This is a genomic window from Neomoorella sulfitireducens, from assembly GCF_024733845.1.
GTDB classification, from domain to species: Bacteria; Bacillota; DSM-521; order Neomoorellales; family Neomoorellaceae; genus Neomoorella; species Neomoorella sulfitireducens.
In genome coordinates this window covers 84105-110673 of record NZ_JANRHG010000006.1, presented here as the reverse complement: position 1 = coordinate 110673, position 26569 = coordinate 84105, and the positions used below count along the sequence as shown (strand labels likewise).

Sequence of the window (26569 nt, the reverse complement as noted above, 5' to 3'; positions counted from 1 at the left end):
CTTTAATTTATCTCCTGGGAATGGCAATGGTGACTTCATTCGACGGCGTACCGGACTTACTGTTAGCCTCCAGGGCAATGACCCGGTAACGGTAGGTAAAGCCGGGTTTTACACTGGTATCGGTATAGGTGGTATCTTTAACTATAGCCAGGCTCTTGCGGTTAGAACCCTGGCTGCTACGCTCAATAGAAAAAAGAAAATCGCCTTTCTCAGGAAGTTCCCAGCGCAGGATCACCTTGGGCTGGCTAACGTTGGGTCCGACTTCTAAATGAGCCGTTAGATTGGGCGCTGGCGGGCCTGTTTCCTGGTTTCCGCTTCCCGAGGTATCTTTACTTATCTGGTGGTCGGGCAGGTTGCAGTACTGGGTTGGCGTTTTTTCCGGGGGTAGTTTGACATGTTTTATATACTGGGACGGGCAGCCGCCGCTTTCCCCTGGTTCCGGAATATTGGCCAGGATAAGTTCGCCGTTATGGCGGGGGTCGGTACAGATGCTTACCTGTCCCATCATGCTATCGTCCCCGCCGCCGTGGAGGGTACACACTTCCGCCGGCGCTTCCAGGAAAGCGTCTTCCGGTTTCACCGGTCCGTTGTAACCATCGGGTCGCTTTAAAAAGACACCGGTTGTAACATCCGGGCAATTAGGCGAGGCCAGCTGGCCGCTGGTAGTGCAAACCTCGGCCTGGAACCAGACATCAGATATTTTTTGGGGGAGCATATTCTGGGTAAAGATTTCTTTGACAATAAACTCCTTGGGCGTCAGGTCACTGGGCAGGAGGCCTGACTTAGCATCAACATCGGCATAGATTATGCCACCGGGACGGGGAAAATCCTTGACGGGTTGACCCTTTAATGCAGCACCGATTACTTTTTTCCATATTAAAGCCGGGTAACCACCACCGGCAACATTTTTCAAGTAGTGTTTAGCATCGGTCTGGTCATAGCCCATCCATACGGCCCCTACCAGTTCAGGGGTGTAAGCAACAAACCATGCGTCTTTTTGTCCGTTGAGGCCTTTAAATTCCGGTGTATCCGGCAGGGATGTGGTACCAGTTTTGCCTGCTACCGGCCGGCCTATCTGGGCGTTTGTACCTGTGCCGGACATTACCACGGTTTCCAGTATATCGGTCATGAGGTAGGCAACCTGCTCGCTCATTACTTCTCGCCGCTGGGGCTTATTGACAAGTAAGTCCTGCCCGTTGCGATCGGTAATCTTGGTCACGAAATGGGGGGTAATGTAAATCCCCTGGTTGGCAAAAGCGCCATAGGCAGCAGCCATTTGCAGGGGGGAGACACCGGTGGTTAAACCGCCCAGGGCCAGAGCCAGGTTGCGGTCTTCATCCTTTAAAGGCAGGCCCAGCCGGCGGCCGAATTCAAGGCCCGTATCGATTCCGATAGTATTAAGCATTTTAACAGCCGGGATATTGACGGACCACCTGACGGCCTCCCGCATGCTGATGAGACCCCGGTAGCGACCATCGTAATTGACCGGGCTGAAGGGTTTTGGTGTGCCGGGGAAGGTTACCGGCACGTCATCGATAACAAAAGCCGGCGGATAACCTTTTTCCAAAGCCGGGCCATAGACAACCAGGGGCTTGATAGTTGAGCCGGGCTGGCGTTCAGCCTGGATGGCACGATTGAAGCCCCTCCTGGTGGTATAATCCCGGCCGCCGACCACGCCCCGTACTTCACCGGTGGTGGGGTCCAGGACCACCATGGCGCTTTCAACCAGGCGGTCGGAACTGCTGGTGGGGAAGTTGGATTTATCTGCGTAAACCTTCTCCATTTCAGCTTGAATTTTAGGATCAAGGGTAGTATAAATCTTCAGCCCCCCCCGGTAAAGCTCGGCGGCTTCAATACCCTGGCTTTCCAGAAGGCGACCGGCTTCATCAATAACAGCGTCGATGAAGTAGGGGAATTTTTCAGCTTTGGTTGTTGCAGCTTCACGGTATTCCAGTTTTTGCTCCCTGGCCTTTTCTGCCTGTTCGGGGGTAATATAGCCGTACTTGACCATATTATTAAGCACTTGCACCTGGCGATTTTTGGCGGCCTCTTCATGATAACGGGGATCGTAGTTGGCCGGGCTCTGAATCAAGCCGGCTAACATGGCACACTCGGCAAGATTCAGGTTGGATACCGATTTACCAAAGTATAACCGTGACGCCGCTTCCACCCCGTAAGTCCCGGGCCCCAGGTAAACAATGTTTAGATAACTTTCCAGGATTTCTTCTTTAGTATAGGTTCGTTCCAGTTTCAAGGCCATTAAGGCTTCCTGGATCTTGCGTTTCAAGGTACGTTCAGGCTTCTCAATAAAGGCATTTTTAGCCAGCTGCTGGGTTATAGTACTACCACCTTCACGTATGCTGCCGCTGCGTAAATTAATCCACAAAGCCCGTAAGATTGCCTTTAAATCTACACCATAATGCTGATGAAAACGCGCGTCTTCGATTGCTATAACTGCGTTTTGCAGGTCTCCGGGTATCTGTTCCAGGGGAACGATAATGCGGTTTTGTTCACCGTGAAGTTCTTCGACAAGCTGTCCGTCTTTATCATATATAAATGTCGTCATTGCCATCTGGAGCTTATCCGGCTGCCAGTCAGGCATGGTACGGATGACGCCGATAGTAAAACCGGCACCGGCCCCAACAAGGACCATGACCAGAACCAGCAGGGCAAGCAATAGGGCACGGAAAACGTTTAATTTGCGTCTTCTTTTTTTCGAGGATGCCATTTGTCCTGACGACCTCCTTTGCGGCTTCTTTATTATAACACAGGATTATCCCCAGGGGAATGATAAGACCTTGAAGCTTACTTATGGCATATGTTAAACTTAAACAGGCTCGCATTTTTGTAGAAAACGATAGTTTTGATACTAAAATATACTGGTACGAATAGAGCCAGGTATGGGGGATGATAAGGTTTGGAACGGGAAGTAGAGCGGCAGCTTAAGGTCTTACGCCGCGGGGTAGCTGAAATTGTCCCGGAGGAAGATTTAAAGGCCAAGCTGAAAAAATCCATCAGTACGGGGACTCCCCTGCGGGTTAAACTGGGCCTGGACCCGACGGCCCCGGACATTCACCTGGGCCATACAGTAGTGCTCCAGAAACTGCGCCAGTTCCAGGAACTGGGTCACAAGGTAATTATCATTATCGGCGACTTCACCGGGAGAATCGGCGATCCGACCGGGAAATCGGAAACAAGGCGCCAGCTGTCGGAAGGGGAAGTCCTGGCCAATGCCGAAACATACAAAGAACAAATTTTTAAAATCCTCGACCCCGGCCGGACAGAGGTTACCTTTAACAGCCGCTGGCTGGCCCGGCTTACCTTTGCCGATGTAATTCAACTGGCTGCCAGGATTACTGTAGCCAGGATGCTGGAAAGGGAAGACTTTGCCCGCCGTTTCCAGGAAAATCGTCCTATTAGCGTCCACGAATTCTTTTATCCCTTAATGCAGGGTTACGATTCCGTAGCCCTGGAGGCCGATGTCGAGCTGGGAGGAACGGATCAAAAGTTCAATCTTCTTATGGGACGGCAGTTACAGCGGGATTTTGGCCAGGAACCCCAGGTGGCTATGATGATGCCCATCCTGCCGGGACTGGACGGCATGCAAAAAATGAGTAAAAGCCTGGGAAATTATATAGGCATCAATGAGCCGGCAAAAGAGATGTACGGCAAGACCATGTCCCTGCCCGATGAACTCATGTTAACTTATTTCGAACTGGTGACGACAGTTTCTCTCGAAGAACTGGAAACTATAAAACAGGGGCTTGCCAGTGGTTACCTGCACCCCCGGGATGTAAAAATGCGCCTGGCCCGGGAGATCGTAAGCCTTTACCACAGTGAGGAAGCTGCCCGGGAGGCGGAGAAAGAATTTCGACAGGTCTTCCAGCTTGGCGACCTGCCGGAGGAAATGCCGGAGGTGACTGTCAGCGATACCAGGATGTGGTTGCCGCGCCTGATGGTCCAGGCAGGCCTGGCCCCCAGTACCAGTGAAGCCCGGCGCCTTATCCGCCAGGGTGCGGTAAAACTCGATGGCGCGCGCCTGGATGATCCCGATACCGAGATTAATGTACAAGACGGGGCGGTCCTCCAGGCCGGCAAGCGCAAGTTTGCACGCCTGCGCCTTTCTTTAGCACCCCGCTAAATTTTTTCACATTTTAAACACCCCCGGAGTATATTTCTATATGGGGGTGTTTGCCTTGCGGCGGCGATGGCGGCGGCCGGGACGAGAGCCAAAGAGTATGCTGGCCCTCGTCTTAGTAGCCGGTTTGCTGGTAGTTTCCCTGTTGGAATGGCGCCTGCACCACGCTATGGAAACGTTGGCTTATGCCCAGGCTCGCTGGGCGGCTACCGAGGCCATCCAACAGGCGGTGCTGGAAAAAATAACCGGCCAGGTAAGTTATAATAACCTGATTCAACCCGGCAGCAGCGATGGGCGGGTAGTTTTCATGCAGGCCGACGCATTAAGCATCAGCCGCCTCCAGGCCCAGGCCCAGCTGGCTATCCAGGAATACCTGGCCCAGTTGAAAGGAAAAACCTATTATTTACCCCTGGGGCAGGTGCTGGGTTTGGAACTCCTGGCAGCTTATGGCCCGCGGGTGCCCCTGCGTTTTATTCCTATGGGTATCGTTAACGTTAATGTAGGGGATACCTTTGAAGCCACCGGCATTAACCAGACGCGTCATCGCATTTTCCTCCAGGTAGAGAGCGTAATCCAGGTCATTGCCCCCTTTACTAGAGAAGAGGTAAAAGTTACCTCAACCATTCCGGTGGTTGAGGCCATTATTGTCGGACCCGTTCCCCAGACTTATATTTCTCTCGGGTCTGACTTGGTAAAGGGTATTTTGCGAACGCCACAATTGTAATTTTCTTGTCCAACCAGGCAGGAATCGTGCCGTTAAGAGCGAATAATAATATAAAGCGGTGTGGAGACCGCGCTGGATGGAAGGCCACGAGGAGGTCGGAGTCGACATCGAAGTCGACAAGGTTCCCTGTGGCCCCTTTTTACATTAAAAATTAATTGAGGGGTGTCCGCACCTGCGGGTAGCTGTAGTAGACGGGCAGGGAGGCGGCATCGGCAAGCATATTACCGTAAAACTCCGGGCAGAATTACCCCCAGAAGTAGAAATCCTGGCCCTGGGAACCAACGCTGCTGCAACGGTAGCTATGCTTAAAGCCGGAGCCAATGAAGGTGCTACCGGGGAAAAGGCCATCATCTATAACGCCCCCCGGGTAGACGTCATTACAGGTTCAGTAGCTATACTGATGGCAAATGCCATGCTGGGAGAACTGACGCCGGCCATGGCTGCGGCTATTGCCGACAGCCCGGCGCGTAAAATTCTCCTGCCTATAAACAAGGCCGGCGTTGAAATAGTTGGTGTTGTCCCTGAACCCTTGCCCCACCTCATTGACGCCCTGGTAAGGCGCCTTAAAATCTTTTACGAAGGAGGGAACCGGAAAAATGTGTGAAGCTAATGCTTATCTTTTAAAAGAAGGCGGCGAAGAAGAACTGGTTTTTGAAAATGTCGACCGGATCGTCCCCGGGGAAGATGGTATCCTTATGGAAGACATCTTTGGCAAAAGGAAAATTGTGCGTGCCCGTATTAAAGAAATGGCCCTGGTCGATCATAAAATTTTCCTTGAAGCCATTTAAAACCCGTAAATAATACGGATGCATACGGTTGAGCCACTACCTTAAAGAAGGGGTAGTGGCTTTTTACTTGACACATCCTGTACCGGAAGCTAAAATATAATTAATTCCGATAAGAAAACTATACATTAAGGGGGCAAATAATATGCAAGTAGCCGCCGACATAACCCAGTTAATCGGCCGGACGCCGGTGGTTGGCTTACATCGCCTGGTGGAAAACGGGGCGGCAGTATATGTAAAGCTGGAATATTTTAATCCCGGGGCAAGCGTTAAAGATCGGATCGCCCTCAGCATGATTGAAGCTGCGGAAGCAGCAGGTAAGCTTAAACCGGGAGCCACCATCGTTGAGCCCACCAGCGGCAATACCGGTATCGGCCTGGCCATGATCGCCGCAGTCCGTGGCTACCGCTTAATTCTTGTCATGCCGGAAACCATGAGCATTGAACGCCGCAAACTCCTGGCGGCCTACGGTGCTGAATTTATCCTGACTCCGGGGCAGATGGGTATGAAGGGGGCCGTAGACAGAGCCCTGGAGTTAGTCCGGGAAAACCCCGATTATTTCATGCCCCAGCAATTTGAAAATCCGGCTAACCCTGAGGTGCATCGCCGCACTACCGCCAGGGAAATATTAGAGCAAATGGGAAAAGACTTGGATGCCTTTGTTGCCGGGGTAGGTACCGGCGGTACAATTACCGGAGTGGGCGAGGTTTTAAAGCAGGAAATCCCGGGAATAAAAATAATTGCCGTGGAACCGGCGGCTTCTCCGGTCCTTTCCGGGGGCCGGCCGGGACCGCACAAGATCCAGGGCATCGGGGCCGGCTTTATCCCGCAGGTCCTGCGCCGCGAGGTAATCGACGAAGTTATAACCGTATCCAATGAGGACGCCATCGCGACCGCCCGGCGCCTGGCCCAGATGGAAGGCCTGCTGGTGGGTATCTCTTCGGGGGCAGCCGTTTACGCCGCTCTTCAGGTAGCCAGGCGCCTGGGGGACGGTAAAAAGGTCCTGGCAATTGCTCCGGATACCGGTGAGCGCTACCTGAGCACCGAGCTTTTTAAAATAGGATAATTACGGGACAGGAAAAAGCCCCTTTTGACCCGCCTGCCGGGCTAAAAGGGGCTTGCCTACAGGATACGTCTCTTTTACTTGCCGATGAATAACTGCACCCAGTAGTTACCGTAGCTACCACCCTGGGTATGGCCGACGCCAATGGCCGTAAAATTGGGGTTTAAAATGTTATTGCGATGGCCAGGGCTTCCCATCCAGGCAGCAACTACAGCTTCAGGTGTTTTATAACCGGCGGCAATGTTTTCACCGGCGGTGCGATAAGCAATATTGAATTTCTGTAACATGGTAAAGAAAGAACCGTAGGTGGGCGATTCGTGGCTGAAGTAATTATTATCCCGCATATCTTCAGCCTTGAGACGCGCCACTTTTGCCAGTTGCAAATCTACAGTTAACGGTTTCAATCCGGCTTTGGCCCGCTCGGCATTGACCAGGTCGGCTACTTTTTGTTCAAACTGGTTTAGCTGGTAGCTACCCGTGTCCGGCCGGGGTGCAGGTTGCGGGGTCGGGACTGGGTCCGGAGCCGGTTGAGGTGTCGGAGCAGGTTGAGGCGTCGGAGTAGGTTGAGGTGCCGGTTGCGGGCGGAAATACTTTGTGTAAAAATAATTTTGCGGTGCGAAATGAAAAGCATAATAGTTACCATAGTAAGTCGCAGCGTTAACAGGGGCAGCCGGTACAACGGCCAGGGTAGCGACAACAAAAGCTACAGCAAGGAATGCGGTCATAGTTCTGAGTTTGGACCGCAAGATTATCTCCTCCTTATTTACCTCATTGTTTTAACGCCTGGCCAACCAGTAAAAAATCCACCTCCCTCCAACGCCTGCGAGGTTAGCTGCCGGGTGCGGGCCGAAGGTTAGCCCTACCCCGCACTCAGTTTTTCTTCCGTCGCTACCTTTGCCTTATCCAAACTTTCCGGATAATGGGATTTTAGGGAAGACGAGAAAATTACTGAGTGCGGGGATTAACCCCAGAAAAATTGGTTCCCCCGCTTTCGAAAAGGAAATTCGGCGTTTCTGGTGGCCAAGACGTGTAAATAAAAAGTTACTAACTAAAATTTTACCATAAAAGTCCGCAAAAGTTAACATAAAACTACATTCATTTGTGAGGTAAAATATTACAGGTGTATCCCGATCTGGTAATGGGTAATAGGAGGTATATTGCTTTAGGGCGGTGTTATATGCTAGAATTTTAACGGCAATTAGAGGTGAGGGGGGGTTGAAGAATTGTCCGGACATTCAAAGTGGGCCAATATAAAGCATAGGAAGGCTAAAATGGATGAAAAGCGCGGCCGCCTCTTTACCAGGATAGGCCGGGAGATAATTATTGCCGCCCGGCAGGGAGGCGGTGACCCTGAAGGCAACCCGCGCTTGAAGGCAGCCATTGCCCGGGCAAAGGAAGTCAATATGCCCAATGAGAATATCCAGCGGGCTATAATGCGCGGTACCGGAGAGATTGAAGGTGCGGCCTATGAGGAAATGATTTACGAAGGCTACGGCCCCGGGGGTGTAGCCATGATGCTCAATATTGCTACGGACAACCGTAATCGTACGGCTTCAGAAATCCGGTATATCTTTTCCCGCAATGGTGGTAATTTGGGGGAAAGCGGCTGTGTAGCCTGGATGTTTAATTCCAAAGGGGTCATTAGTGTCGACGTCCCGGCGGGAGAAGCCAGGGAAGAATTAATTCTCCAGGCCATCGAGGCCGGGGCCGAAGACGTTGACGATAGTGACCCGGACACCGTAGAAATAAAAACTGCTCCCGAAGACCTGGAGAAGGTAAAGAAAGTCCTGCAGGAAGCCGGAGCGGCTATTACCAATGCCGAAATAGCAATGGTACCCCAGACTACAGTAACGATAGACGATCCCGAAACAGCCGCTAAAGTCATGCGCCTGGTAGATCGCCTGGAGGATCATGACGACGTCCAGGCTGTTTACACCAACGCCGACATTCCTGCTGCAATTCTGGAGCAGGTGGAGTTATAGGCTGGTATAAAACTTAGTTGCGCCGGTAAAGCTAGAAGGTGGTAATCCTTGTTGGAAGGAGGTACCACCTTGAGCGAAGCTTGCCGGCGCTTTATTATTGTTGGTCTTATGATTTTTATCCTTGGAGGGATGGTTGCTTACCAGCAGGCCAGGGTAAGCGCCGGGCAACAACCGGTTATCTTAAGGGTGCCGGGCCTTCTGGAGCCGCGGGTACTGGAGAAACCCCTCCTGGAAAGGTATTACCGCTACTGCGGCCACCGGGAACCCATGTCTTTGCCGGAAGGAGTAAAGTGGAATTGGGCCGGTAAAGAAGAGATGAGCATCCTTTTCCCGCCGTCAGCGGGCTGGCGCATTATAGGGGAAGGAGGGCGCCTGGTCATCACCCAGGAGGTAGACAGTTTGTGCCCTGCCGACGCTCCTAAACGTCACCTGGCCGTCAAGGATGGGCTGGTGGCCATTTACCAGGGCCCGTCCGGCAGCCTGGGGCCACTGATGCGGGTAACGGACCTGAGAGTTGCCTCCCTACCGCCCGCCTGGCGGGAAAAGATAGAAAACGGCCAGGCAGAATTCAACTCCGAACAGGAAGTCCTGAAGGCGCTGGATAGCCTGGACGAATTTCGTCCCTGAGGACCTGCGCCCGCCCCTTGCCTTTCATACCTCCACCTGGAACATATTTCTTAACCCCCCCTTGTAAAAGCACACCTGCGGGTTTAAGCTTAGGGTGGAGGGATAAATATGTCACAGGATAGCCATAAGGGATATCTTGACGCCCACATCCACGTATGGGAATTTGCCATCTTCAATGGCTTTACCAGCCTGGAAAAATGCTTAAACCTTGAAGAACTGGTGGAAACCCTGAAGTCCCATTTGGTTGAGGGATGGGCTGTGGGGGTGCGCTTTAACCAGGAAAGGTTGGTAGAAAAAATTATTCCTGGCCGGGCTTTCCTGGACCACGCCTTTGGTTCAACGCCGGTAGTTATAGTACGGACCTGTCTGCACCTGGCTGCAGCTAACGCGGCCGCCATGGAAAGATTGGGACTTTTTGCGGAAGACGGCCTATTCTATGAGGATAAAGTATTTAAACTCCTGAATACCTTGATAACCAGCCTCAACCTGGAACCAGGAGAAGTCCTGTCCCGGGGCTTAAAGGAATTAAAGCAACTGGGGATAGTTAAGGCCATCGATATGGGGATGGACCGCCATAAGCGCCCCTTTTTCGAGGGTTTGGACCAGGGAGTCGAAGTAGATTTCTATACGGTAGATTTTGATCTGCTGGACGAAGCCCTGGGGTTCAAATTCTTCCTGGATGGGGGCCTTGGAGCCCGCACCGCGGCCCTCACAAAGGAATATGCCGATGCTCCCGGTAACTATGGCATACTGAATTACACTGATGAGGACTTCCTTTCCCTGGTAGACAAGGTACACCGGAAAGGTAAACCCATAGCCGCCCATGCCATCGGCGACCGGGCCGTTGACCAATTCCTGCGGGTTGTACGGCAGAGCCGCCACCCCCTGGACCGCCTGGAACACGTCCAGTACGCCAGGGAGGAGCAGCTGGATTCCCTGGCAGAACTCGAGATCCCCGTCTGTATTCAGCCCATCTTTTCCCGGGAAATATCCTGGGCCGTACACAGGCTGGGACCTGAGCGGATGAAGACGGCCTATGCCTGGGGGCTCATGAAGGATAAAGGTATCCGCTTGCTGGCCGGCTCCGACGCCCCGGTGGAGGGCCACGATCCCCGGGAAGCGGCCGTAACGGTCGCTTCCCTGAAAGACGGGCATCATTTGGATTTCGAAGAAGTTCTGGAACTTTTTGCGCGGGCCAACTGGGAGTTCTATAACGGTTAAACAGGGGGGGCTGGCCGGGGGCGATTCATAGTCGGTACAGGGCTCGTTGTTGGCGAGGTGATACCGGGAGGATTTTTCTTACCCGGCCGCCAGGAGGGCCGCCCCCAGGGCGCCGATTATTTGCGGGTCCGGGGGTATGCGGATACTTGTGCCGAGGTATTCTTCCAGGCTTTGGACAACCCCCAAGTTTTTCGCCACACCCCCTGTCATGGCAACCGGCTCTTCCCAGCCTGCCCGCTGGGCCATGGCCACAACCCGCTGGGCGATGGCATTATGCAGGCCCTTGATAATTTCTGCTACCGGGCGGCCTTCGGCTACCAGGGAAACAACTTCGGATTCAGCAAAGACGGTACACATGCTGCTGATGCTGGCACCCTGGCTTGCCTGCTGGGATAGGGTGCCCATATCCTTTACCGGGACCTCCAGGGCATTGGCCATGACTTCCAGGAAACGACCGGTGCCGGCAGCGCATTTCTCGTTCATGACAAAGTCCCGCACTTTGCCGTCGTCATCCAGGAGGATAACCTTGCTATCCTGGCCGCCGATATCGATGACCGTGCGTATATCCGGCCAGAGGTGATAGATTCCCCTGGCGTGGCAGGTTATTTCGGTAACCCTGCGCCGGGCAAAGGGAATGCGGATACGGCCGTAGCCCGTGGCAACAATGCCGTCCAGGGAATCTTCTTTAAACCCGGCCTGTCCCAGGGCCTCCTGTAAAGCCTTCCTGGCAATCCCTGCACTGTCGACACCGCTTTTCAGGACGGCGGCACCTACCAGGTGGCCGTCCCGGACTACAACCGCTTTGGTCGTAAGGGAACCGATATCCACTCCTGCTGTTAAGACCAAGTGGATAACCTCCTATAATAACATTTCCAGGAAACCTTCCAGGCGCGTCCTGACAGCGCCCGGGGCATATTTGCTTTGATCGACGCAGTCGCCTTCCAGGTTGAGGAAAGGTATATCCCTTTCCCGCAGGGCATCCTGCAGCAACCGCAAACCGGCTGTGCTCTGGCGGCAACCCCAGTGGGCAAAATGGATCACTCCACTGGCTTGATAGTTGTCGGCCATGGCCAGGATGGCTTCTATCCTCCTGGTCACAGGGCCGAGACCGTGGTGGCTTAAAACTTTACGTGCCAGGCTGTAAAAGGGCCTTTCCGGGTCCAGGGGTTCCCAGTAAACATAATTCATTTCTTCGCCCACCACCACCGCCCCGGCTTCCTGCTCTAAAATCTGGAATATGGCATTGGGATAATAGGGACGCAGGTGCAACCATAATAAACGGGCTTTTTCTTCGGGTACGGCCCGGCGCTGTTCCCGGTAACGCCGGTTGAGCTCAGTTAATAGTTCCTCGTAAACCTCCACCGTGCCCGGGGCACCGAAACAGGCTAGTATGAGGTAAATAAAGCTGTGGGCTTCTTCTCCCCGGATGCAGGCCGGACGCTGCTGGCGCAGGCGGTTGACTGCCAGCAGGCGTTCCCGGGCGGCGTTGGAGTTGACAAGGGCTTTCTGAAAACGGTCCCCGTTCCAATCCAGGTTTAAGGCTTCCACCAGGGAAAAGGTTATGCGTTTGAGCTGGCGGGCGACATATTCCAGGGCGGCGTCGTCCTGCCGGTGGGGCACATCTAATAGATAAAAGGGCACACCGTGGTAAGCTGCTGTAGCCGCCAGGGACTGGGGAGCAGTGTCACACAGGTGCGAGCTGCAAACAACCGCTGCCGGCGGCGGGAAGTAACCTTCGCGGTCGCAACCATGGGCCAGGCGGTGGAAGGTGCAGGCCTCGCTGCTAAGCCAATCACCTTCAGCTCGCTGCAGTACCCTGCCTGCTATTCCTAATCCTGTGGCCACCACTGCGGCTGCTTCCGGGGCAAAGGGAATTGCCCCAAGGCCATAGAGAATCTCGGTAGGGAAAAAAACATTATGCCAGACTACCGGCCCTTTTTGCAGGAATGCTGCTGCGGCCTGGTCAATGGTATGGAGGAGCAGCCGGTGGGACGCCTGCCAGGGATAATGTCTTTTCTGGGCCGCCACGGCCTGTTTTATTATTTTATAGGTCCAGGAAGATTTTAAGGCGCGCTGGCGTATAGACCCTTCCAGATAAGAGCGCAGCAACTTGTAAATGTCCATCACTGCACCTCCAGCATTTCCAGGAAGGCTTCCAGCCGCGTCTGCCACTGGCCCCGGTTACCGCCGCTGAAATCGCCATCTAAGCGCAGGAGGGGTAAACCTCGCTTTTCGCAGAAGGCCTTCAGGGCCAGGAAGTCGTACATAGCGGCATCGCAAAACTTCATGACATGGTAAATGACTCCCTGGATATGAAACCTGTCTACTGCTTCGGCCCAGTACCGGTAGCGTTTTTCACCCTCGCCTACCATCCGGGGACAGGGGGGACCTCCCAGGTAGAGCCTGGCCAGGTAAAGGTAAGGGTCCTTTTCAGCACCGGCGGCGGGGGCTAATAACAGGCGCCTGCCGTTGCAGCTATCCTCGAAAACAGATAAACCGCCGCATTCTTCTACCATAGCAATCAATTCTTCCGGGAGGATGCTGCCGGCAAGGAGCAGGCGGGGGCGCCGGTCGTTCTGGTAGCAGGGATACCTGGCCAAACCATTAATAATTACCGTCCCTTCTTCTCCTTCCCCGGGATTAAGGGACCTTTGCCACCTGGCGAGGGCGTCCATGATTTCCCTCCCGGATTGATGGCATTGTACTGCGGCCCGGCTGGTGAAGACCTCGCGCCAGGCCGCCCTTTGCTTTTCCCACCAGGTTATGGCCGCCCACAAACTCTCTTCATTCAACTGCGTCCCGGCCAGCTCTGACGCCAGCCGGCGCAATTCCAGGCCGAAATAGATAACGGCGTCCTCATCGAGGCGGCGAGGGACATTAAGGGTGAGGGTCGTGCCCTTTAAGCCGTAGCGAGGCCACACGTTAGCCAGGTGGATCATGGCGTTGCAGGAGCGGGTGATTACGACACCTGCCAGGGGCGGCAGTTCCTGCCTGAGGGCTGCTTCGAGGCAGCTCTGGACGTAAGGGCAAAGGTTTCCCAAGAGGTACGATGCGGCCCGCGGGTTATTCCCTTTTCTTCCCAGCAGCCGGTAAGGGGTGTATCCTGAAGCAGTTAAAATTTCAACCGGTGTATAATGGCACAGCCAGCCCATTAAGTTGTTCATAGCTTGCAACCCCTTGAACTGTTCCTGCCAGGTCTTGCTAACACTAAATTATACTATAACTCTTTCCAGGGGTTAAGACATTGGAAATTTGTTTAAGAATAAATTGCTTGCCTGGTATAAAAAAAGGAACTACAATCTTTAACGTCGAATAATTGCCAGGGAGGAGTAAAAGGATGTTGATCCTGGGAATCGACCCTGGTACCGCCATTGTTGGCTATGGCTTGATAGAGAAGGAAACCGCCGGGCCACTGCAGGCTGTTGCCTACGGATGCATCCGGACGCCGGCAGGGGAAAAGGTAAGCCGGCGCCTGGTGATGATTTACGACTGCCTCCAGGAGATAATAAAAAACCATCACCCGGATATAATGGCCGTGGAGGAAATCTTTTTTAATAAAAACAGCCGTACGGCCCTGGCAGTAGGCCAGGCCCGGGGCGTGGCGCTGCTTGCGGCAGCCCATGCAGGCCTTCCTGTAGCCGAGTATACACCCCTGGAAGTTAAACAGGCGGTTACCGGTTACGGCCGCGCTCCCAAGGAGCAGGTGCAGCGTATGGTCCAGGCCCTTTTGGGGCTTAGAAGCCGGCCGGAACCCGATGATGTGGCCGATGCCCTGGCAGTAGCCCTCTGTCATGCCAGCATAGTCCCGTGGCGCCGGCGGGAAGCAGGGGTGTTGCCACGGTGATCGGTTATTTGCAAGGGCGACTACTTCAGGTAGTACCGGAAGGTATTTTACTGGAAACCAATGGCATTGGCTGGTTTGTCCGCACGCCACCTGCCGAAGCCTGGCCGCCTGCAGGAACGGAGGTGGCTGTTTATACCCATCTGGTAGTCAGGGAAGACGCCCTTGAGCTATACGGTTTTACCCGGCCAGAAGGGTTGAGATTTTTTACCCTTTTACTTGGGGTGAACGGCATTGGCCCCCGCGGGGCCCTGCAAATCCTCGCCGCGGCTTCGCCGGAAAAGCTGGCGCGCGCTATAGTTGCCGAAGATATAGCCTTTTTGACCCACCTTCCCGGCATCGGGGCTAAAAAGGCTAAACGCCTGCTCCTGGAATTAAAAGATGCCGTTTTAAAATCGGGTCTCGCTGTTGAGATCATGGTAACAGCCGGGGTGTCCGGGGATAAAGGGGCCGACGACAACGATGAAGCCCTGGCCGCTCTCCTGGCCCTGGGCTACAGCCGCGATGAGATAGGCCGGGTCCTGGCGAGGGTTAAGGCAGAGCTGGGGCCGGAGGCCGGTACGGCGGCCATCATCCAGGGAGTTTTGAAAACTATGGGCCGGGGAGGTGGAGCACCTTGACGGTAGAGCGCTTGCTGGCCGGCAACCTGCACCGGGAAGATGATGAACTGGAAGTAAGCCTGCGCCCGCGTCTCCTGGCAGAATATATCGGCCAGGAGCATGTCAAGGAAACCTTGAGCATCTTTATCCAGGCGGCCCGGGAACGAGGGGAAGCCCTGGACCACGTCCTGTTATACGGCCCTCCCGGCCTGGGGAAGACCACCCTGGCCGGTATCATTGCCAATGAGCTGGGGGTGAGCTTACGGGTTACTTCAGGACCGGCCCTGGAACGAGCCGGGGATCTGGCGGCCCTCCTCACCAATCTGGAGTCCCGGGATGTTCTCTTTATCGATGAAATTCACCGCTTGCCCCGCCAGGTAGAAGAGATCCTTTACCCGGCCATGGAAGATTTTGCCCTGGATATTATCCTGGGCAAGGGTCCCGGGGCCCGCTCTATCCGCCTGGATTTACCGCCCTTTACCCTGGTAGGTGCCACCACCAGGGCCGGATTACTCTCTTCACCTTTAAGGGATCGCTTTGGTATTAATTCGCGCCTGGAGTTTTATCGGGTAGAAGAGCTTGAGCAAATTATTCTCCGGGCGGCCTCCATCCTGCAGGTAGGTATTGAGGCCGAAGGGGCAAGGGAGATTGCCTGCCGTTCCCGGGGAACACCCCGGGTGGCCAACCGCCTGCTGAAAAGGGTGCGGGATTACGCTGAAGTTCGCGCCGGGGGGACTATTACCGGGCAGGTAGCGAGGGAAGCCCTGGAACTACTTCAGGTTGACTCCCTGGGCCTGGACAATTCCGACCGCCGCCTGCTGTTAACCCTTATCAATAAATTTAACGGTGGACCGGTTGGGTTGGAAACCCTGGCAGCAGCTATAAGTGAAGAACCGGATACAATAGAAGATGTTTACGAACCCTTCTTGCTCCAGCACGGTTTTATCCAGCGCACCCCGCGGGGACGCATGGCTACGACAAGGGCCTATGATCATCTTGGGATACCCCGTTTGGGGAGTTTGTTTTAAATTCTTTCCGGAGGGGCGACTATCATGGGCGACTGGAGTTTTTTTGGCAAAATACTGCTGGGGATGGGACTGCTGCTTGCCTTGATGGGTCTCATTACCATGGGATTGGGGAAAGTTTTTTCCATCGGGCGCCTGCCGGGTGACATCTATATCCAGAAGGGCAACTTTACTTTCTATTTTCCCCTGCTTAGTTCCCTACTTTTAAGCCTGATCCTGACTATTATTTTAAATTTAATTTTGCGCCGTTAGGGATTGACAGCCGGAAAACAAAAGGAACGGGCGAATATTATGTGAGGTGAGGCTGAAAGTGCCATCGGCAGAGGACCCCAGCCAGTTATTGTTAAGGGCAAGGAACGGCGACACCGGGGCCAGGGAGGAATTAATCCGCCGTTTTACCCCCTTTATCCTGGCCGTCGTTTCCCGGGCAACGGGGCATTTTATCCGCCTGGGAGAAGATGACGAGGCCAGTGTCGGCCTGATGGCCTTTAATGAAGCTATCGACAGTTTCCGTCCAGGAGGAGGTTCCAGCTTTTTAACCCTCGCCGAGACCATAATTCGACGCCGTTTAGTCGATTATTTCCGCCGGGAGGGGCGCCACCAGCGGGTGCTATCCTTACATGCTATAGATAACGAAACGGCGGCAACCGTCGACCCCCTGGGCGGGGAAGCTATAAACATGGTCAACGAGTTGGCCGACCGGCGCCGGGAAATTGAGCGCTACCGGGAAGAGCTTGCCGGTTTTGGTATAACCTTCAAGGACCTGGTCAAGGCCAGCCCCCAGCACCGGGACGCCCGTGACCGGGCCCTGGCAGCCGCCCGGGTAGTGGCGGCCAACCCGCTATTCAGGCAGTACCTCCTGGAACGTAAAGCCTTACCTCTGAAAGCCCTGGAAAAGTCGGTTGAAACAAGCCGTAAAACCCTGGAACGTCACCGTAAATATATTATCGCCGCAGCATTAATGTTAATTGGTGACTATGAATACCTGGCAGATTACATAGGTCAAGGCAAAAGAGGTGGTCAGGATGCTTAACCCCGAGCGTGGCCTGGTAGTATCCAGGCAGGGAAAAGAGGTCATTGTTCTGACCCCGGAAGGGGAGTGGCGTGCCTTCTACCTGGACGGCCAGGTACCGGAAGTAGGGGAAGAGGTAATGGTGCCTCCGGTAAAAAAGAAATCCCGCCTGGCGGTTGCCATGGCAGCAGCGGCAGCAATTTTGTTACTTTTTTTGGCTCTACCCCTGGCCCGCAGGGCCGCGGCACCACCTGTTCCCGGTGAACCGGCCTATTATATAAATATTGACATCAACCCCAGCATTGAATTAGCGGTAGATGAACGGGAAAAGGTAATCAGTGCCCGCGGCTTAAATGAGGACGGCGAAAAGCTACTGGCCGCAATCGCTATTAAAGATGAAAAAGCTGATGTTGCCATTGAAATCCTGACCAGAGAGGCCGTGCGCCAGGGTTATTACCTGCCTGACACCCGGGGTGCTTTATTAGTAACCGTGAGCCCGGCTGCCGGGAGTGACCTGGAAAAACTGGCGGCCAGTACCGAGCTAAGCCAGAAACTGACCGGCCAGGCCAGGAATATCTTGCAGCAGGCCAGGGTCCAGGCAGTAGTGGAAGCAGCAACCGTAACGCCGGAAATCCGCAAGCATGCTGAGGCCGCCGGTCTTTCGGCAGGGAAATACGGCATCCTCCTGGAAGCCCTGGAAGCAGGGCTGCCGGTTACGGCGGCCGACCTGCAAAAAGAAAGTGTAGCCAGGGTGCTGGAGAGGTACGATACTAACTGGGAGCGGTTGCTGCAAAAGTTGCATCAGGAGAAAGATCTTTTAAAGAAGGAGCAGCAGCTGGGTGCTATCCTCAGGAAGGCCCTTGAGCCGAAAGAGCCTGGTAGCGCCCATCCCGGTACCCCCAAAAACAGTGGCGGGGAACGTACTGAAAAACAGGAAAGCATAGCCGGCAGCGACGAAGGTGGAGCGAAGGAAGAGACGGCAATCTCCCGTGAAAGCGGTAAAAGTGTTTCCGGGGAAAAAACGGGAACCGGCGGCCGGACGAAGGAAACCCCTTCAGATTATGTTAAGCCTGATAATAGAAACCTGAAAAAAGCGGTTCCCGGGAATAAAGACGCACCCGGGGACAAAAAAGCCAGGTAAAGGGTGAAGCCCTCCCGGATAAATTTTTCTGCGGTATTTATGATATTTATCCAGGACCCGGTTTCGGGCCTTTAACCGGTGCAGTGCCCGGGAGAAAACAGGAAAGGGTATACTTGCCAGGGAAATATTGAAGACTATAAAAACCGAGCTTCTTTACGGAAGCATAAAGACGGCGCCGACTTTATCATGGCTGCCGGTCCGGACGCGGCTGATGCTTCCGCGAAGTAGACTAATCATAAATAAGAGACAGCAGGTGAAAATTATTTGCGTCTTGATGAATTCGATTATAATCTCCCCCCGGACTTGATTGCCCAGACACCGGTGGAGCCGCGGGATGCCTCGCGGCTCCTTGTCCTGCACCGGGGAAGGGACTATATAGAACATCGCCATTTCTACAACCTGCCCGATTATCTCCGTGAGGGGGATGTCCTGGTTTTGAATGAGACCCGGGTGCTGCCGGCCCGCCTCTGGGGCCGCCGGGCCGGCACCGGGGCAAGGATTGAAGTCCTGTTACTTACCAGGCGTGACCGGGATACCTGGGAAGCCCTGGTACGGCCGGCGCGGAGGGTACCATTGGGAACGGAGATAATTTTCGGCAGGGGAGAACTGAAAGCACGGGTAACGGCTGTGAGCGGCGACGGGGGGCGGGTGTTGGAGTTTACTTACCAGGAAGGTTCCTTTGAAGCTCTCCTGGACCGCCTGGGGGAGATGCCCCTGCCGCCGTATATTAAAGCAAAGCCTGAAGAACCCGGGCGTTACCAGACCGTATATGCCCGGGTGGACGGATCTGCCGCGGCGCCGACGGCCGGCTTGCATTTTACTCCCCGGCTCCTGGAGCAATTGCGGGACCAGGGGGTTCAAATTATTTACCTTCTTCTCCATGTGGGCCTGGGCACTTTTCGCCCCGTTAAGGTAGAAAACATCGAAGAACACCACATGCATGCCGAATATTACGAAGTAACCCCGGAAGCGGCGACGGCCATTAATGCCGCCCGCGCCCGGGGAGGACGGGTAGTGGCCGTGGGCACGACGGTAGTACGCACCCTGGAGACGGTAGCTACCGGAGAAGGCCTTATCCGGCCGGGGAAGGGCTGGACAGATATCTTTATTTATCCCGGCTACCGTTTCAAGGCCGTTGACTGCCTTATAACCAATTTCCACCTGCCTAAATCGACCCTTATCATGCTCGTCAGCGCCTTTGCCGGCCGGGAAAAAATCCTGGCCGCCTACAGGACTGCCATAGCGGAGGGTTACCGTTTCTTTAGCTTCGGGGATGCGATGCTGATCTTGTAGGAAAAAGTATTTCAGGAGGAAAAAGCTGTTTTGCCTGCCGTAACCTTTACCGTGCTCAAACGTGACCGGGCCACGGGCGCCCGGCTGGGGTGTCTAATAACCCCCCACGGCACCGTCGAAACGCCGGTCTTTATGCCTGTCGGCACCCAGGCTACAGTCAAAACCATGACGCCGGAAGAAGTGGCCGGGGTGGGGGCTGAAATAATACTGGCCAATACCTATCACCTTTACCTCCGCCCCGGCGCCGGTATCATCCGGGAAGCAGGGGGCCTGCATAAATTCATGCACTGGAACAAGCCCATTCTCACCGACAGCGGCGGCTTCCAGGTCTTCAGCCTGGCCGGTTTGCGGGAAATCAACGACGCAGGGGTAACCTTTCGTTCCCACCTGGACGGCTCCACCCACTTTATGGGACCGGCGGAATCTATGGCCGTCCAGGAAGCCCTGGGTTCCGACATTGCCATGGCCTTTGATGAGTGTGTTGCCTACCCTGCCGGCCGGGAAGAAGTAGAAGCGGGGGTGGAGCGCACCAGCCGCTGGGCGGAAATTTGCCTTGAAGTCCACCGCCGGGAGGACCAGGCGGTGTTTGGCATTATCCAGGGCGGGGTGATTCCCGAATTGCGCCGCCGCAGTGCCCGTGAGATTACCGCCCTTGATTTCCCGGGTTACGGTATAGGGGGCTTAAGTGTAGGCGAACCTAAAGAATTGATGTACAACATTTTGGAGGATTTACAAGGATATCTGCCCGAAAATAAGCCCCGCTATCTTATGGGTGTGGGTTCACCTGACTGCCTGATTGAAGGGGTAAAAAGGGGAGTGGATATGTTTGACTGCGTCTTGCCGACCCGCATTGCCCGTAACGGCACGGTAATGACTACTTACGGCAAGCTGGTAGTGCGTAACGCCGCCTATGCCCGGGATTTTCGCCCCCTGGACCCCGAATGCGAATGTTATACTTGCCGCCACTACACCCGGGCCTACATCCGGCATCTCCTCAAGGCCGGCGAGATCCTGGGACTCAGGCTGACCACGATTCACAACTTGTATTTCCTGATTAAGTTGATGCACCGGATTCGCCAGGCCATAGCTAACAATGACCTGGAAGCAATGGCGGTTGAGTTTTATGCCAAATATAATTCGGGAAAAATCTAGAACAGGGCAGGTATTTTCCAGAAGCACGTCGAATGATAAGCAAGTCCGGATTAAAATTTAAAATAAGGATGGAGGTTGTTTTATGGAACAGTGGGCAGGAACTATTTTTTACATGGCGGTTTTCTTGGCGATCCTGTATTTCTTGATGATCAGGCCCCAGCAAAAGCAGCAAAAGCGGCGCCAGGAAATGCTGAACAGCTTGAAAGTAGATGACCGGGTGGTCCTGGCGGGCGGGATCCATGGCCGGATAACGAAAATTAAAGATAGAACCATGATGGTCCGCATTGCCGACAAGGTAGAGGTCGAGGTGGACAAGGCGGGGGTGGCCTATGTCCCCGGACAGGGGGAATAACAAGGATTGGACCCGGTGACCCTGGAAGACGTTAAAAGGGATCAAGAAGTAGACGCGCTGATTGTCAAAGGTAATGAACACCTGGGCGCTATGGGATTTACCGAACACAGCCATCGCCATTTGAACCTGGTAGCCAGGATCAGCTATAACGTCCTTGAACACCTGGGTTATGACCGGCGGCTGGCCGAACTGGCAGCTATTGCCGGTTACTTGCATGATATCGGTAATGTTATAAGCCGGCAAGATCACGGCCAGACGGGGGCCCTGCTGGCTTACCGCATTTTGACCCGCCTGGGCATGCCTGCCGGTGAGGTGGCCGTCATAGCGGGCGCCATCGGCAACCATGAAGAAGAGTACGGCCAGGCCGTCAATACCGTTGGTGCCGCCCTTATCCTGGCGGATAAATCCGATGTCCACCGCTCCCGGGTGCGCAACAATGATATCAGCACCTTTGATGTCCACGACCGGGTCAATTATGCCGTCCAGCATTCTTTTTTACGGGTGGATGCTTCCCGGCGTACCATTACCCTGGAGTTGACTATTGACCTTTCCATCAGCACGCCCATGGAGTATTTTGAGATCTTCCTGACGCGGATGATGATGTGCCGGAGAGCCGCCGCTTTTCTTGATTGCCATTTTGGGCTGGTGGCGAACGGGGCGCGCCTGCTTTAGAAGGCAGAAAATGGAGGCAGTGGTACTGGCAGCAATTGACGGCTAACTCTTACTAGAGTTATAATAGGTTGTCTTACAATTGCATTTGGTCAAGGGAGGCAGGAGAGTTTTGGCAGGGGGAAAAGGAACAGGCAGCTTTTTCAAGCTCGCCATTGTTTTAGTCGCCATCCTGGCGTTAGGTATAGGAGCGTTTCAACCTTTATTACAGGCCATGAAACTCGGACTGGACCTGCGGGGTGGTGTTTATATTCTCCTCCAGGCCCAGAGCACACCGGAACACGCGGTTACCGGTGAGGATATGACCGCCCTGGAACGGATTATGCGCGACCGGGTCGACCAGCTGGGAATAGCTGAACCGGTAATCCAGCGGGAAGGCAGTGACCGCCTGATTATCCAGCTGGCCGGGGTCAACAACCCGGAGGAAGCCGTTAAAATGATCGGTAAAACGGCCCTGCTGGAGTTTAAGACCAGTGATGGCCGGGTAGTAGTATCAGGGAAAGACCTGAAAGACGCCAGGGCCGTTATTGACCAGCAAACACGGGAGCCCGAAATCACCCTTAAATTTAATGCCGAAGGCACTAAAAATTTTGCCGAGACGACCCAGGAGCTGGTTAGCAGCTACAGCAGGGGTGACCCCAAGCGGCACATAGCCATCTATCTGGATAACCAGCTGTTGACCAATCCCCACGTTGATGAAGCCATCCCCAGCGGCGAGGCGGTCATCAGGGGTGGTTTTGCTTCCTTCGAGGAGGCAGCCAACCTGGCAGCCCTCTTGCGCGGCGGTGCCTTGCCGGTACCGGTACAGATTATTGAGCGCCGGGCCGTAGGCCCGACCCTGGGAGCCGATTCCCTGGCCAAGAGCAAGACGGCCATCATTGTAGGCCTGGTTTTAATTGCCCTGTTTATGCTTATTTTTTACCGCCTCCCGGGAATAGTAGCCAATTTTTCCTTGATTATTTACGCCTTGATTGTCCTCGCTGTCTTATGGTCTTTAAAGGCCACCCTGACACTGCCGGGCATAGCCGGTCTCTTGCTGTCGGTAGGCATGGCCGTCGACGCCAATATTATTATCTACGAGCGCCTTAAAGAGGAATTGCGTAATGGTAAAACCTTACGCGCGGCTGTTGATGCCGGTTTTAAACGCGCCTTCACTACCATCTTTGACGCCAACGCCACGACGGTGCTGGCGGCCCTGGTCCTCTACTTCCTGGGCAGCGGTACGGTTCGAGGGTTTGCCGTAACCCTCTCTATGGGTATTATCACCAGCATGTTCACGGCCATAACCCTTACTCGTTTCCTTTTACACCTGGTCATTGGCGTACCGGCCTTCCAAAAATTGTGGCTTTATGGAGTTAAAGAAAGTCAAATTCCGGTAGCAGCAAGGGGTGAGATTTAATGAACTTTAACTTTGATTTTGTTCGCAGGCGCAAGTGGTGGTATGCCCTTTCGCTGCTTATAATTATACCGGGCCTTATAGCAATGGTCCTGAACTGGCCTTCCCCTTTGAATTTTGGTATTGATTTCACCGGAGGGAATATTATCCAGGTCCAGTTTGACCAACCGGTAACTGCCAGCCAGGTGCGGGAGGTTCTCGGCGGTCTCAACCTGGGCAACAGTTCCATCCAGGCAGCCGGCAATAATGAGTTTCTCATCCGGACAACAGAAATCAATGAAGAGCAAACCGACCAGGTAATCAGTGCCCTGCGCGATAAGCTGGGGCAACTTGATTTAAAACGTAACGAAAAGGTCGGCGCAACCATTGGCCGGGAACTGACCATCAAAGGGATCGAAGCCATGGCCATTGCCTGGGTCCTGATGGTTATCTATATCACCATCCGCTTTGAATTTTTATCGGGCCTGGCAGCTATTTTGGCTTTGATCCATGACGTCCTGGTTACCGTAGGGCTATTTGCCATTTTCCGCTGGGAAGTAGACAGTACCTTTGTAGCGGCAATACTCACCATTATCGGTTATTCTATAAACGACACCATTGTTATTTTTGACCGCATCCGGGAAAACTTGCGGTTACGCAGGAAGGAAACTATCGAGGAGCTGGTGAATCGCAGTATTAACCAGACCTTGACCCGGTCTATTAATACTGTCCTTACGGTAATCATTGCCCTGCTAGCCTTGATGCTCTTAGGTGGTGAGACCACCAGGACCTTTGCCCTGGCCATGCTTATCGGTACTATCAGCGGTGCTTATTCTTCAATCTTTACCGCCAGCCCCATATGGATCGAACTTCGTATTTTTAGCCGGGAACGCCACCGGCAAGCGGCAAGCAAGGCAGCGACTAAAGCCAAGACACGTAAAGCCACTTCCCATTAAGTTGAACTATAAAATAGATTGCACGGAGATAGCCTGCCCGTTAAATTGGGCAGGCTATCTTTATGGTAACGCAAGTGGCATAGGTTGACAGGTGACAACCTATATAATAAAATAAAGTTGGCGGATAGGAGAGAATAAAAATGTGTTGTATAAATGGCGAAGAACTAGCCCGTTATGAACAAATTGCGCTTATGATTGCCGGCGAAATACTACGGGGAACTTACAAAGAAGGGGAAAAAGTCTCGGGAAGAACCATTTTAGCCGGGCAGTACGGTGTTTCGCCGGAAACTGTAAGAAAAGCCCTGGCCCTCCTACAGGCACGGCAGGTAGTCGATGTAGTTCCGGGTAGCGGGGTGATTATCCTTTCCCGCCAGGCCGCCCGGGAGTTTATCGAAGACTTCCATGAACATAATTCCCTTGCGGTCCTGGAACGCCGCCTGGAGACCCTTATAAGACAGCGTAATAAGCTAAACGCAGAAATCGATAAACTTGTTAAAGAGATTGTGTATTTTAAAACCGGCATGCTTAAAAACATGCAGAATGCTGAAGAGGTCCTGGTTTCACCGGGTTCGCCCCTGGTGGGAAAAAGCGTGCAAGAGGCCCAATTGAGGACAGTAACGGGGGTTACCGTTACCGCTGTACGGCGCCGGGGCCGGTGGTACGCTTCTCCGGGGACAGAGCTGCGCTTAAACGCAGGGGACTTGCTCCTGGTAGTTGGGAATCAAAAGGCGGTGGACAGGTTGCGCCGCCTGGCTGAAGTTAAACCATCACTTAATGACAGTTAAAACCAGGTATTGTTGGGCTAAAACAACACTGGTGAAAGGGGGACACCATGCTTACCTTCGAACACGTTGCAAAAGTATATGCCGGTAATAGAGTAGCCGTAGCTGATTTTAACCTGGAAGTCAAAGCAGGAGAATTTATTGTGTTAATTGGCCCCAGCGGCTGTGGCAAGACTACCACCTTAAAAATGGTTAACCGCCTTATCGAACCCACCTCCGGGGCCATCTACCTAAATGGTAAAGATATCCGGGAACAGAATCCTGTGATGTTAAGGCGGCAGATTGGCTATGTTATCCAGCAGATCGCCCTGTTTCCCAACATGACCATTGCCCAGAACGTCGATGTGGTACCTCGTCTCTTGGGCTGGCCGGCCGAGCGCCGGCGGCGGCGCGCCTGGGAGTTGCTGGAGCTGGTTGGCATGGACCCTGATGTATATGCCGGCCGGTACCCTTCGGAGCTAAGCGGGGGACAGCAACAACGTATCGGCGTGTTGCGAGCCCTGGCGGCAGAACCCCCCCTTATCCTTATGGATGAACCCTTCGGTGCCCTTGACCCCATTACGCGGGAAAACCTCCAGGAGGAATTAAAGGGACTGCAGGCTAAGCTGCACAAGACCATTCTCTTTGTTACCCACGATATGGATGAGGCCCTGAAGCTTGCCGACCGGATTGTAGTAATGAAGGACGGCAACATCGTCCAGGTGGCAGCGCCAGAAGAGCTATTGCGGCACCCGGCCAACGAGTTTGTGGCCTCCTTCATTGGCAAAGACCGGCTGGGCCCTGGGCTGGAATTGCGTTCCGTAGAACAGGTTATGATTGGTGAACCGGTGACGGTGCGGCCTCATACGGGTATTGCCGAAGGGGTTGCCATCATGCGTCGTAAAAAGGTGGATACACTGCTGGTTACCGAGGAATCTGGCCGGCTGTTAGGCGCGGTATCTATCGAGGAATTGAATCGCAACTACCAGCGGGCTCACCAGGTACAGGATTTGATGGCGCGCGATGTTCCCGCGGTGTTTGAAGGAACCCCGGCCCGGGAAGCTTTTGATCTGATCATCCGGGAGAAGTTGGAATATCTGCCGGTAATGGACAGGGAAGGCCGCTTGAAGGGGCTGGTCACCAGGACCAGCATGGTCAATGCCCTGGCTTCCGTAGTATGGGGAGATGAGGCCGGTGCTTAGCTGGACGGAGTTCCTGGCTGTTAAAGGTCCTGGTATCTTGTCTGCTACCTGGGAACACCTAATGCTTTCGCTTGGTGCAGTGCTGCTGGGAACCCTTATCGCCGTGCCGTTGGGTATTATACTCGCCCGCCATGAGCGAGGGGCATCGGTGGTACTTGGTATTGCCAGTACTATTCAAACCATTCCCAGCCTGGCGTTTTTTGGTTTTGTTCTGCCTTTTCTAGGTATTGGTGTCGTGCCGGCCATGACTGTATTGTTCCTTTACTCGCTTCTCCCTATCCTGCGCAACACTTATACCGGCATTCGTGAAGTAAACCCGGCCTACCTGGAAGCGGGTATAGGTATGGGTATGAACCGGCGCCAGCTTTTAACCTGGATACAGTTCCCTTTGGCCTTCCCGGTTATCATGTCCGGCATCCGCGTTTCGACGGTCTATATTATAAGCTGGGCTACCCTTTCGGCCTTAATAGGCGCCGGTGGATTGGGTGATCCAATTCTTGCCGGCATCCATACCTATGACGCCAAGCTCATCATAGCCGGCGCATTACCCGCTGCTATATTGGCCCTACTGGTCAGCTGGTTACTAGGCCTTGTCGAGTACGCGGTAACCCCGCGGGGGCTGCGGCAGCGATAAGCCCGTTTAAAAACCAA

General features: G+C 54.0%; 28 protein-coding genes and 1 riboswitch. Of the genes, 23 read left to right on the top strand and 5 right to left on the bottom strand.

Translation table 11 applies throughout. From position 1 onward, the window contains the following. Positions 1-7 precede the first annotated feature (7 nt). The gene (locus tag NWF31_RS07990; RefSeq protein WP_258359975.1) at positions 8-2728 is read right to left on the bottom strand and encodes a transglycosylase domain-containing protein; all 2721 of its coding nucleotides are present in this window, start codon (positions 2726-2728) and stop codon (positions 8-10) included. A gap of 189 nt (positions 2729-2917) precedes the next feature. On the opposite strand from NWF31_RS07990, the gene tyrS reads away from it, so the two are divergent. The 5 genes from tyrS (at position 2918) to cysK (ending at position 6713) form a co-directional block, all read left to right on the top strand. Continuing rightward, positions 2918-4141 (top strand): tyrosine--tRNA ligase, encoded by a 1224-nt coding sequence (gene tyrS, locus NWF31_RS07985; RefSeq protein ID WP_258359974.1) that lies wholly within the window; start codon positions 2918-2920, stop codon positions 4139-4141. 55 nt (positions 4142-4196) lie between these two features. Further along, positions 4197-4862 (top strand): sporulation protein YunB, encoded by a 666-nt coding sequence (gene yunB, locus NWF31_RS07980; RefSeq protein WP_258359973.1) that lies wholly within the window; start codon positions 4197-4199, stop codon positions 4860-4862. Positions 4863-5034: 172 nt separating this feature from the next. Then, on the top strand, positions 5035-5466 hold the full coding sequence (locus tag NWF31_RS07975) for a DUF3842 family protein (protein WP_258360044.1): 432 nt from the start codon (positions 5035-5037) through the stop codon (positions 5464-5466). After that, positions 5459-5650 (top strand): CooT family nickel-binding protein, encoded by a 192-nt coding sequence (locus tag NWF31_RS07970; RefSeq protein WP_258359972.1) that lies wholly within the window; start codon positions 5459-5461, stop codon positions 5648-5650. Before NWF31_RS07975 ends, NWF31_RS07970 begins: the two co-directional genes overlap by 8 nt. A 142-nt stretch (positions 5651-5792) precedes the next feature. Next, a complete protein-coding gene (gene cysK / locus NWF31_RS07965) occupies positions 5793-6713 on the top strand; it encodes a cysteine synthase A (RefSeq protein ID WP_258359971.1) in 921 nt (306 codons plus the stop codon). A gap of 74 nt (positions 6714-6787) precedes the next feature. On the opposite strand, the gene NWF31_RS14785 is transcribed toward cysK, so the two are convergent. Next, a complete protein-coding gene (locus tag NWF31_RS14785; protein ID WP_258359970.1) occupies positions 6788-7456 on the bottom strand; it encodes a CAP domain-containing protein in 669 nt (222 codons plus the stop codon). Positions 7457-7512: 56 nt separating this feature from the next. Continuing rightward, positions 7513-7730: riboswitch (cyclic di-AMP (ydaO/yuaA leader) on the bottom strand. A gap of 203 nt (positions 7731-7933) precedes the next feature. On the opposite strand from NWF31_RS14785, the gene NWF31_RS07955 reads away from it, so the two are divergent. From NWF31_RS07955 to NWF31_RS07945, 3 genes are all read left to right on the top strand, one after another. Next, positions 7934-8692 carry a YebC/PmpR family DNA-binding transcriptional regulator gene (locus NWF31_RS07955; RefSeq protein ID WP_258359969.1) on the top strand — a complete coding sequence of 253 codons (759 nt, stop codon included), beginning with the start codon at positions 7934-7936 and terminating at the stop codon, positions 8690-8692. Positions 8693-8761: 69 nt separating this feature from the next. Then, complete coding sequence (locus tag NWF31_RS07950) at positions 8762-9319, top strand: hypothetical protein (protein ID WP_258359968.1); 558 nt, start codon at positions 8762-8764, stop codon at positions 9317-9319. A 108-nt stretch (positions 9320-9427) separates the two neighbouring features. Then, positions 9428-10540 (top strand): amidohydrolase family protein, encoded by a 1113-nt coding sequence (locus tag NWF31_RS07945; RefSeq protein ID WP_258359967.1) that lies wholly within the window; start codon positions 9428-9430, stop codon positions 10538-10540. 78 nt (positions 10541-10618) lie between these two features. On the opposite strand, the gene NWF31_RS07940 is transcribed toward NWF31_RS07945, so the two are convergent. From NWF31_RS07940 to NWF31_RS07930, 3 genes are read right to left on the bottom strand one after another with little or no spacing between them, the layout of a single operon-like run. Further along, entirely contained in the window at positions 10619-11386 is a 768-nt protein-coding gene (locus tag NWF31_RS07940; RefSeq protein ID WP_258359966.1) for an acyl-CoA dehydratase activase, read from the bottom strand. Between the two features lie 12 nt (positions 11387-11398). After that, on the bottom strand, positions 11399-12664 hold the full coding sequence (locus NWF31_RS07935) for a 2-hydroxyacyl-CoA dehydratase subunit D (RefSeq protein ID WP_258359965.1): 1266 nt from the start codon (positions 12662-12664) through the stop codon (positions 11399-11401). Further along, a complete protein-coding gene (locus tag NWF31_RS07930) occupies positions 12664-13704 on the bottom strand; it encodes a 2-hydroxyacyl-CoA dehydratase family protein (protein WP_258359964.1) in 1041 nt (346 codons plus the stop codon). Before NWF31_RS07930 ends, NWF31_RS07935 begins: the two co-directional genes overlap by 1 nt. Before the next feature lie 173 nt (positions 13705-13877). On the opposite strand from NWF31_RS07930, the gene ruvC reads away from it, so the two are divergent. The 15 genes from ruvC to NWF31_RS07855 all read left to right on the top strand — a co-directional run bounded on the left by ruvC (position 13878) and on the right by NWF31_RS07855 (position 26552). Continuing rightward, a complete protein-coding gene (gene ruvC, locus NWF31_RS07925; protein WP_258359963.1) occupies positions 13878-14384 on the top strand; it encodes a crossover junction endodeoxyribonuclease RuvC in 507 nt (168 codons plus the stop codon). Beyond that, the gene (gene ruvA, locus NWF31_RS07920) at positions 14381-15001 is read left to right on the top strand and encodes a Holliday junction branch migration protein RuvA (protein WP_258359962.1); all 621 of its coding nucleotides are present in this window, start codon (positions 14381-14383) and stop codon (positions 14999-15001) included. Before ruvC ends, ruvA begins: the two co-directional genes overlap by 4 nt. Further along, positions 14998-16008: a Holliday junction branch migration DNA helicase RuvB gene (gene ruvB / locus NWF31_RS07915; protein WP_258359961.1), complete on the top strand. Its 1011-nt coding sequence runs from the start codon at positions 14998-15000 to the stop codon at positions 16006-16008. Before ruvA ends, ruvB begins: the two co-directional genes overlap by 4 nt. Positions 16009-16032: 24 nt before the next feature. Continuing rightward, on the top strand, positions 16033-16257 hold the full coding sequence (locus NWF31_RS07910; RefSeq protein ID WP_258359960.1) for a DUF2905 domain-containing protein: 225 nt from the start codon (positions 16033-16035) through the stop codon (positions 16255-16257). Positions 16258-16315: 58 nt separating this feature from the next. Further along, positions 16316-17038 carry an RNA polymerase sigma factor SigI gene (gene sigI / locus NWF31_RS07905; RefSeq protein WP_258359959.1) on the top strand — a complete coding sequence of 241 codons (723 nt, stop codon included), beginning with the start codon at positions 16316-16318 and terminating at the stop codon, positions 17036-17038. Continuing rightward, complete coding sequence (locus NWF31_RS07900) at positions 17031-18158, top strand: anti-sigma factor domain-containing protein (protein ID WP_258359958.1); 1128 nt, start codon at positions 17031-17033, stop codon at positions 18156-18158. Before sigI ends, NWF31_RS07900 begins: the two co-directional genes overlap by 8 nt. A gap of 264 nt (positions 18159-18422) precedes the next feature. Continuing rightward, the gene (gene queA, locus NWF31_RS07895) at positions 18423-19451 is read left to right on the top strand and encodes a tRNA preQ1(34) S-adenosylmethionine ribosyltransferase-isomerase QueA (protein ID WP_258359957.1); all 1029 of its coding nucleotides are present in this window, start codon (positions 18423-18425) and stop codon (positions 19449-19451) included. A gap of 30 nt (positions 19452-19481) precedes the next feature. Beyond that, positions 19482-20603 carry a tRNA guanosine(34) transglycosylase Tgt gene (gene tgt / locus NWF31_RS07890; protein WP_258359956.1) on the top strand — a complete coding sequence of 374 codons (1122 nt, stop codon included), beginning with the start codon at positions 19482-19484 and terminating at the stop codon, positions 20601-20603. A gap of 82 nt (positions 20604-20685) precedes the next feature. After that, positions 20686-20955: a preprotein translocase subunit YajC gene (gene yajC, locus NWF31_RS07885; protein WP_258359955.1), complete on the top strand. Its 270-nt coding sequence runs from the start codon at positions 20686-20688 to the stop codon at positions 20953-20955. Positions 20956-20961: 6 nt separating this feature from the next. Further along, positions 20962-21627, top strand: coding sequence for an HD domain-containing protein (locus NWF31_RS07880; RefSeq protein ID WP_277998894.1), 666 nt, complete (start codon positions 20962-20964; stop codon positions 21625-21627). Positions 21628-21736: 109 nt separating this feature from the next. Next, positions 21737-23023: a protein translocase subunit SecD gene (secD, locus tag NWF31_RS07875; protein ID WP_258359954.1), complete on the top strand. Its 1287-nt coding sequence runs from the start codon at positions 21737-21739 to the stop codon at positions 23021-23023. Beyond that, complete coding sequence (secF, locus tag NWF31_RS07870; RefSeq protein WP_258359953.1) at positions 23023-23955, top strand: protein translocase subunit SecF; 933 nt, start codon at positions 23023-23025, stop codon at positions 23953-23955. The genes secD and secF overlap by 1 nt, the downstream gene beginning before the upstream one ends. 140 nt (positions 23956-24095) lie before the next feature. Continuing rightward, complete coding sequence (locus tag NWF31_RS07865; protein ID WP_258359952.1) at positions 24096-24740, top strand: TrkA C-terminal domain-containing protein; 645 nt, start codon at positions 24096-24098, stop codon at positions 24738-24740. 47 nt (positions 24741-24787) lie between these two features. Next, positions 24788-25918, top strand: a complete 1131-nt coding sequence (locus tag NWF31_RS07860; protein WP_258359951.1) for a betaine/proline/choline family ABC transporter ATP-binding protein — start codon at positions 24788-24790, stop codon at positions 25916-25918. Then, a complete protein-coding gene (locus NWF31_RS07855; protein ID WP_258359950.1) occupies positions 25902-26552 on the top strand; it encodes an ABC transporter permease in 651 nt (216 codons plus the stop codon). The genes NWF31_RS07860 and NWF31_RS07855 overlap by 17 nt, the downstream gene beginning before the upstream one ends. The last annotated feature ends 17 nt before the right edge of the window (positions 26553-26569 follow it).

Bases quoted from the DNA above. Each gene is read 5' to 3' on its own strand.
- NWF31_RS07930 (WP_258359964.1), bottom strand. From the start codon at position 13,704: ATGAACAACTTAATGGGCTGGCTGTGCCATTATACACCGGTTGAAATT.
- NWF31_RS07935 (WP_258359965.1), bottom strand. From the start codon at position 12,664: ATGGACATTTACAAGTTGCTGCGCTCTTATCTGGAAGGGTCTATACGC.
- yajC (WP_258359955.1), top strand. From the start codon at position 20,686: ATGGAACAGTGGGCAGGAACTATTTTTTACATGGCGGTTTTCTTGGCG.
- NWF31_RS07990 (WP_258359975.1), bottom strand. From the start codon at position 2,728: ATGGCATCCTCGAAAAAAAGAAGACGCAAATTAAACGTTTTCCGTGCC.
- NWF31_RS07945 (WP_258359967.1), top strand. From the start codon at position 9,428: ATGTCACAGGATAGCCATAAGGGATATCTTGACGCCCACATCCACGTA.
- NWF31_RS07900 (WP_258359958.1), top strand. From the start codon at position 17,031: ATGCTTAACCCCGAGCGTGGCCTGGTAGTATCCAGGCAGGGAAAAGAG.
- NWF31_RS07865 (WP_258359952.1), top strand. From the start codon at position 24,096: ATGTGTTGTATAAATGGCGAAGAACTAGCCCGTTATGAACAAATTGCG.
- NWF31_RS07910 (WP_258359960.1), top strand. From the start codon at position 16,033: ATGGGCGACTGGAGTTTTTTTGGCAAAATACTGCTGGGGATGGGACTG.
- cysK (WP_258359971.1), top strand. From the start codon at position 5,793: ATGCAAGTAGCCGCCGACATAACCCAGTTAATCGGCCGGACGCCGGTG.
- NWF31_RS07970 (WP_258359972.1), top strand. From the start codon at position 5,459: ATGTGTGAAGCTAATGCTTATCTTTTAAAAGAAGGCGGCGAAGAAGAA.
- NWF31_RS07855 (WP_258359950.1), top strand. From the start codon at position 25,902: ATGAGGCCGGTGCTTAGCTGGACGGAGTTCCTGGCTGTTAAAGGTCCT.
- ruvC (WP_258359963.1), top strand. From the start codon at position 13,878: ATGTTGATCCTGGGAATCGACCCTGGTACCGCCATTGTTGGCTATGGC.
- NWF31_RS07860 (WP_258359951.1), top strand. From the start codon at position 24,788: ATGCTTACCTTCGAACACGTTGCAAAAGTATATGCCGGTAATAGAGTA.
- secF (WP_258359953.1), top strand. From the start codon at position 23,023: ATGAACTTTAACTTTGATTTTGTTCGCAGGCGCAAGTGGTGGTATGCC.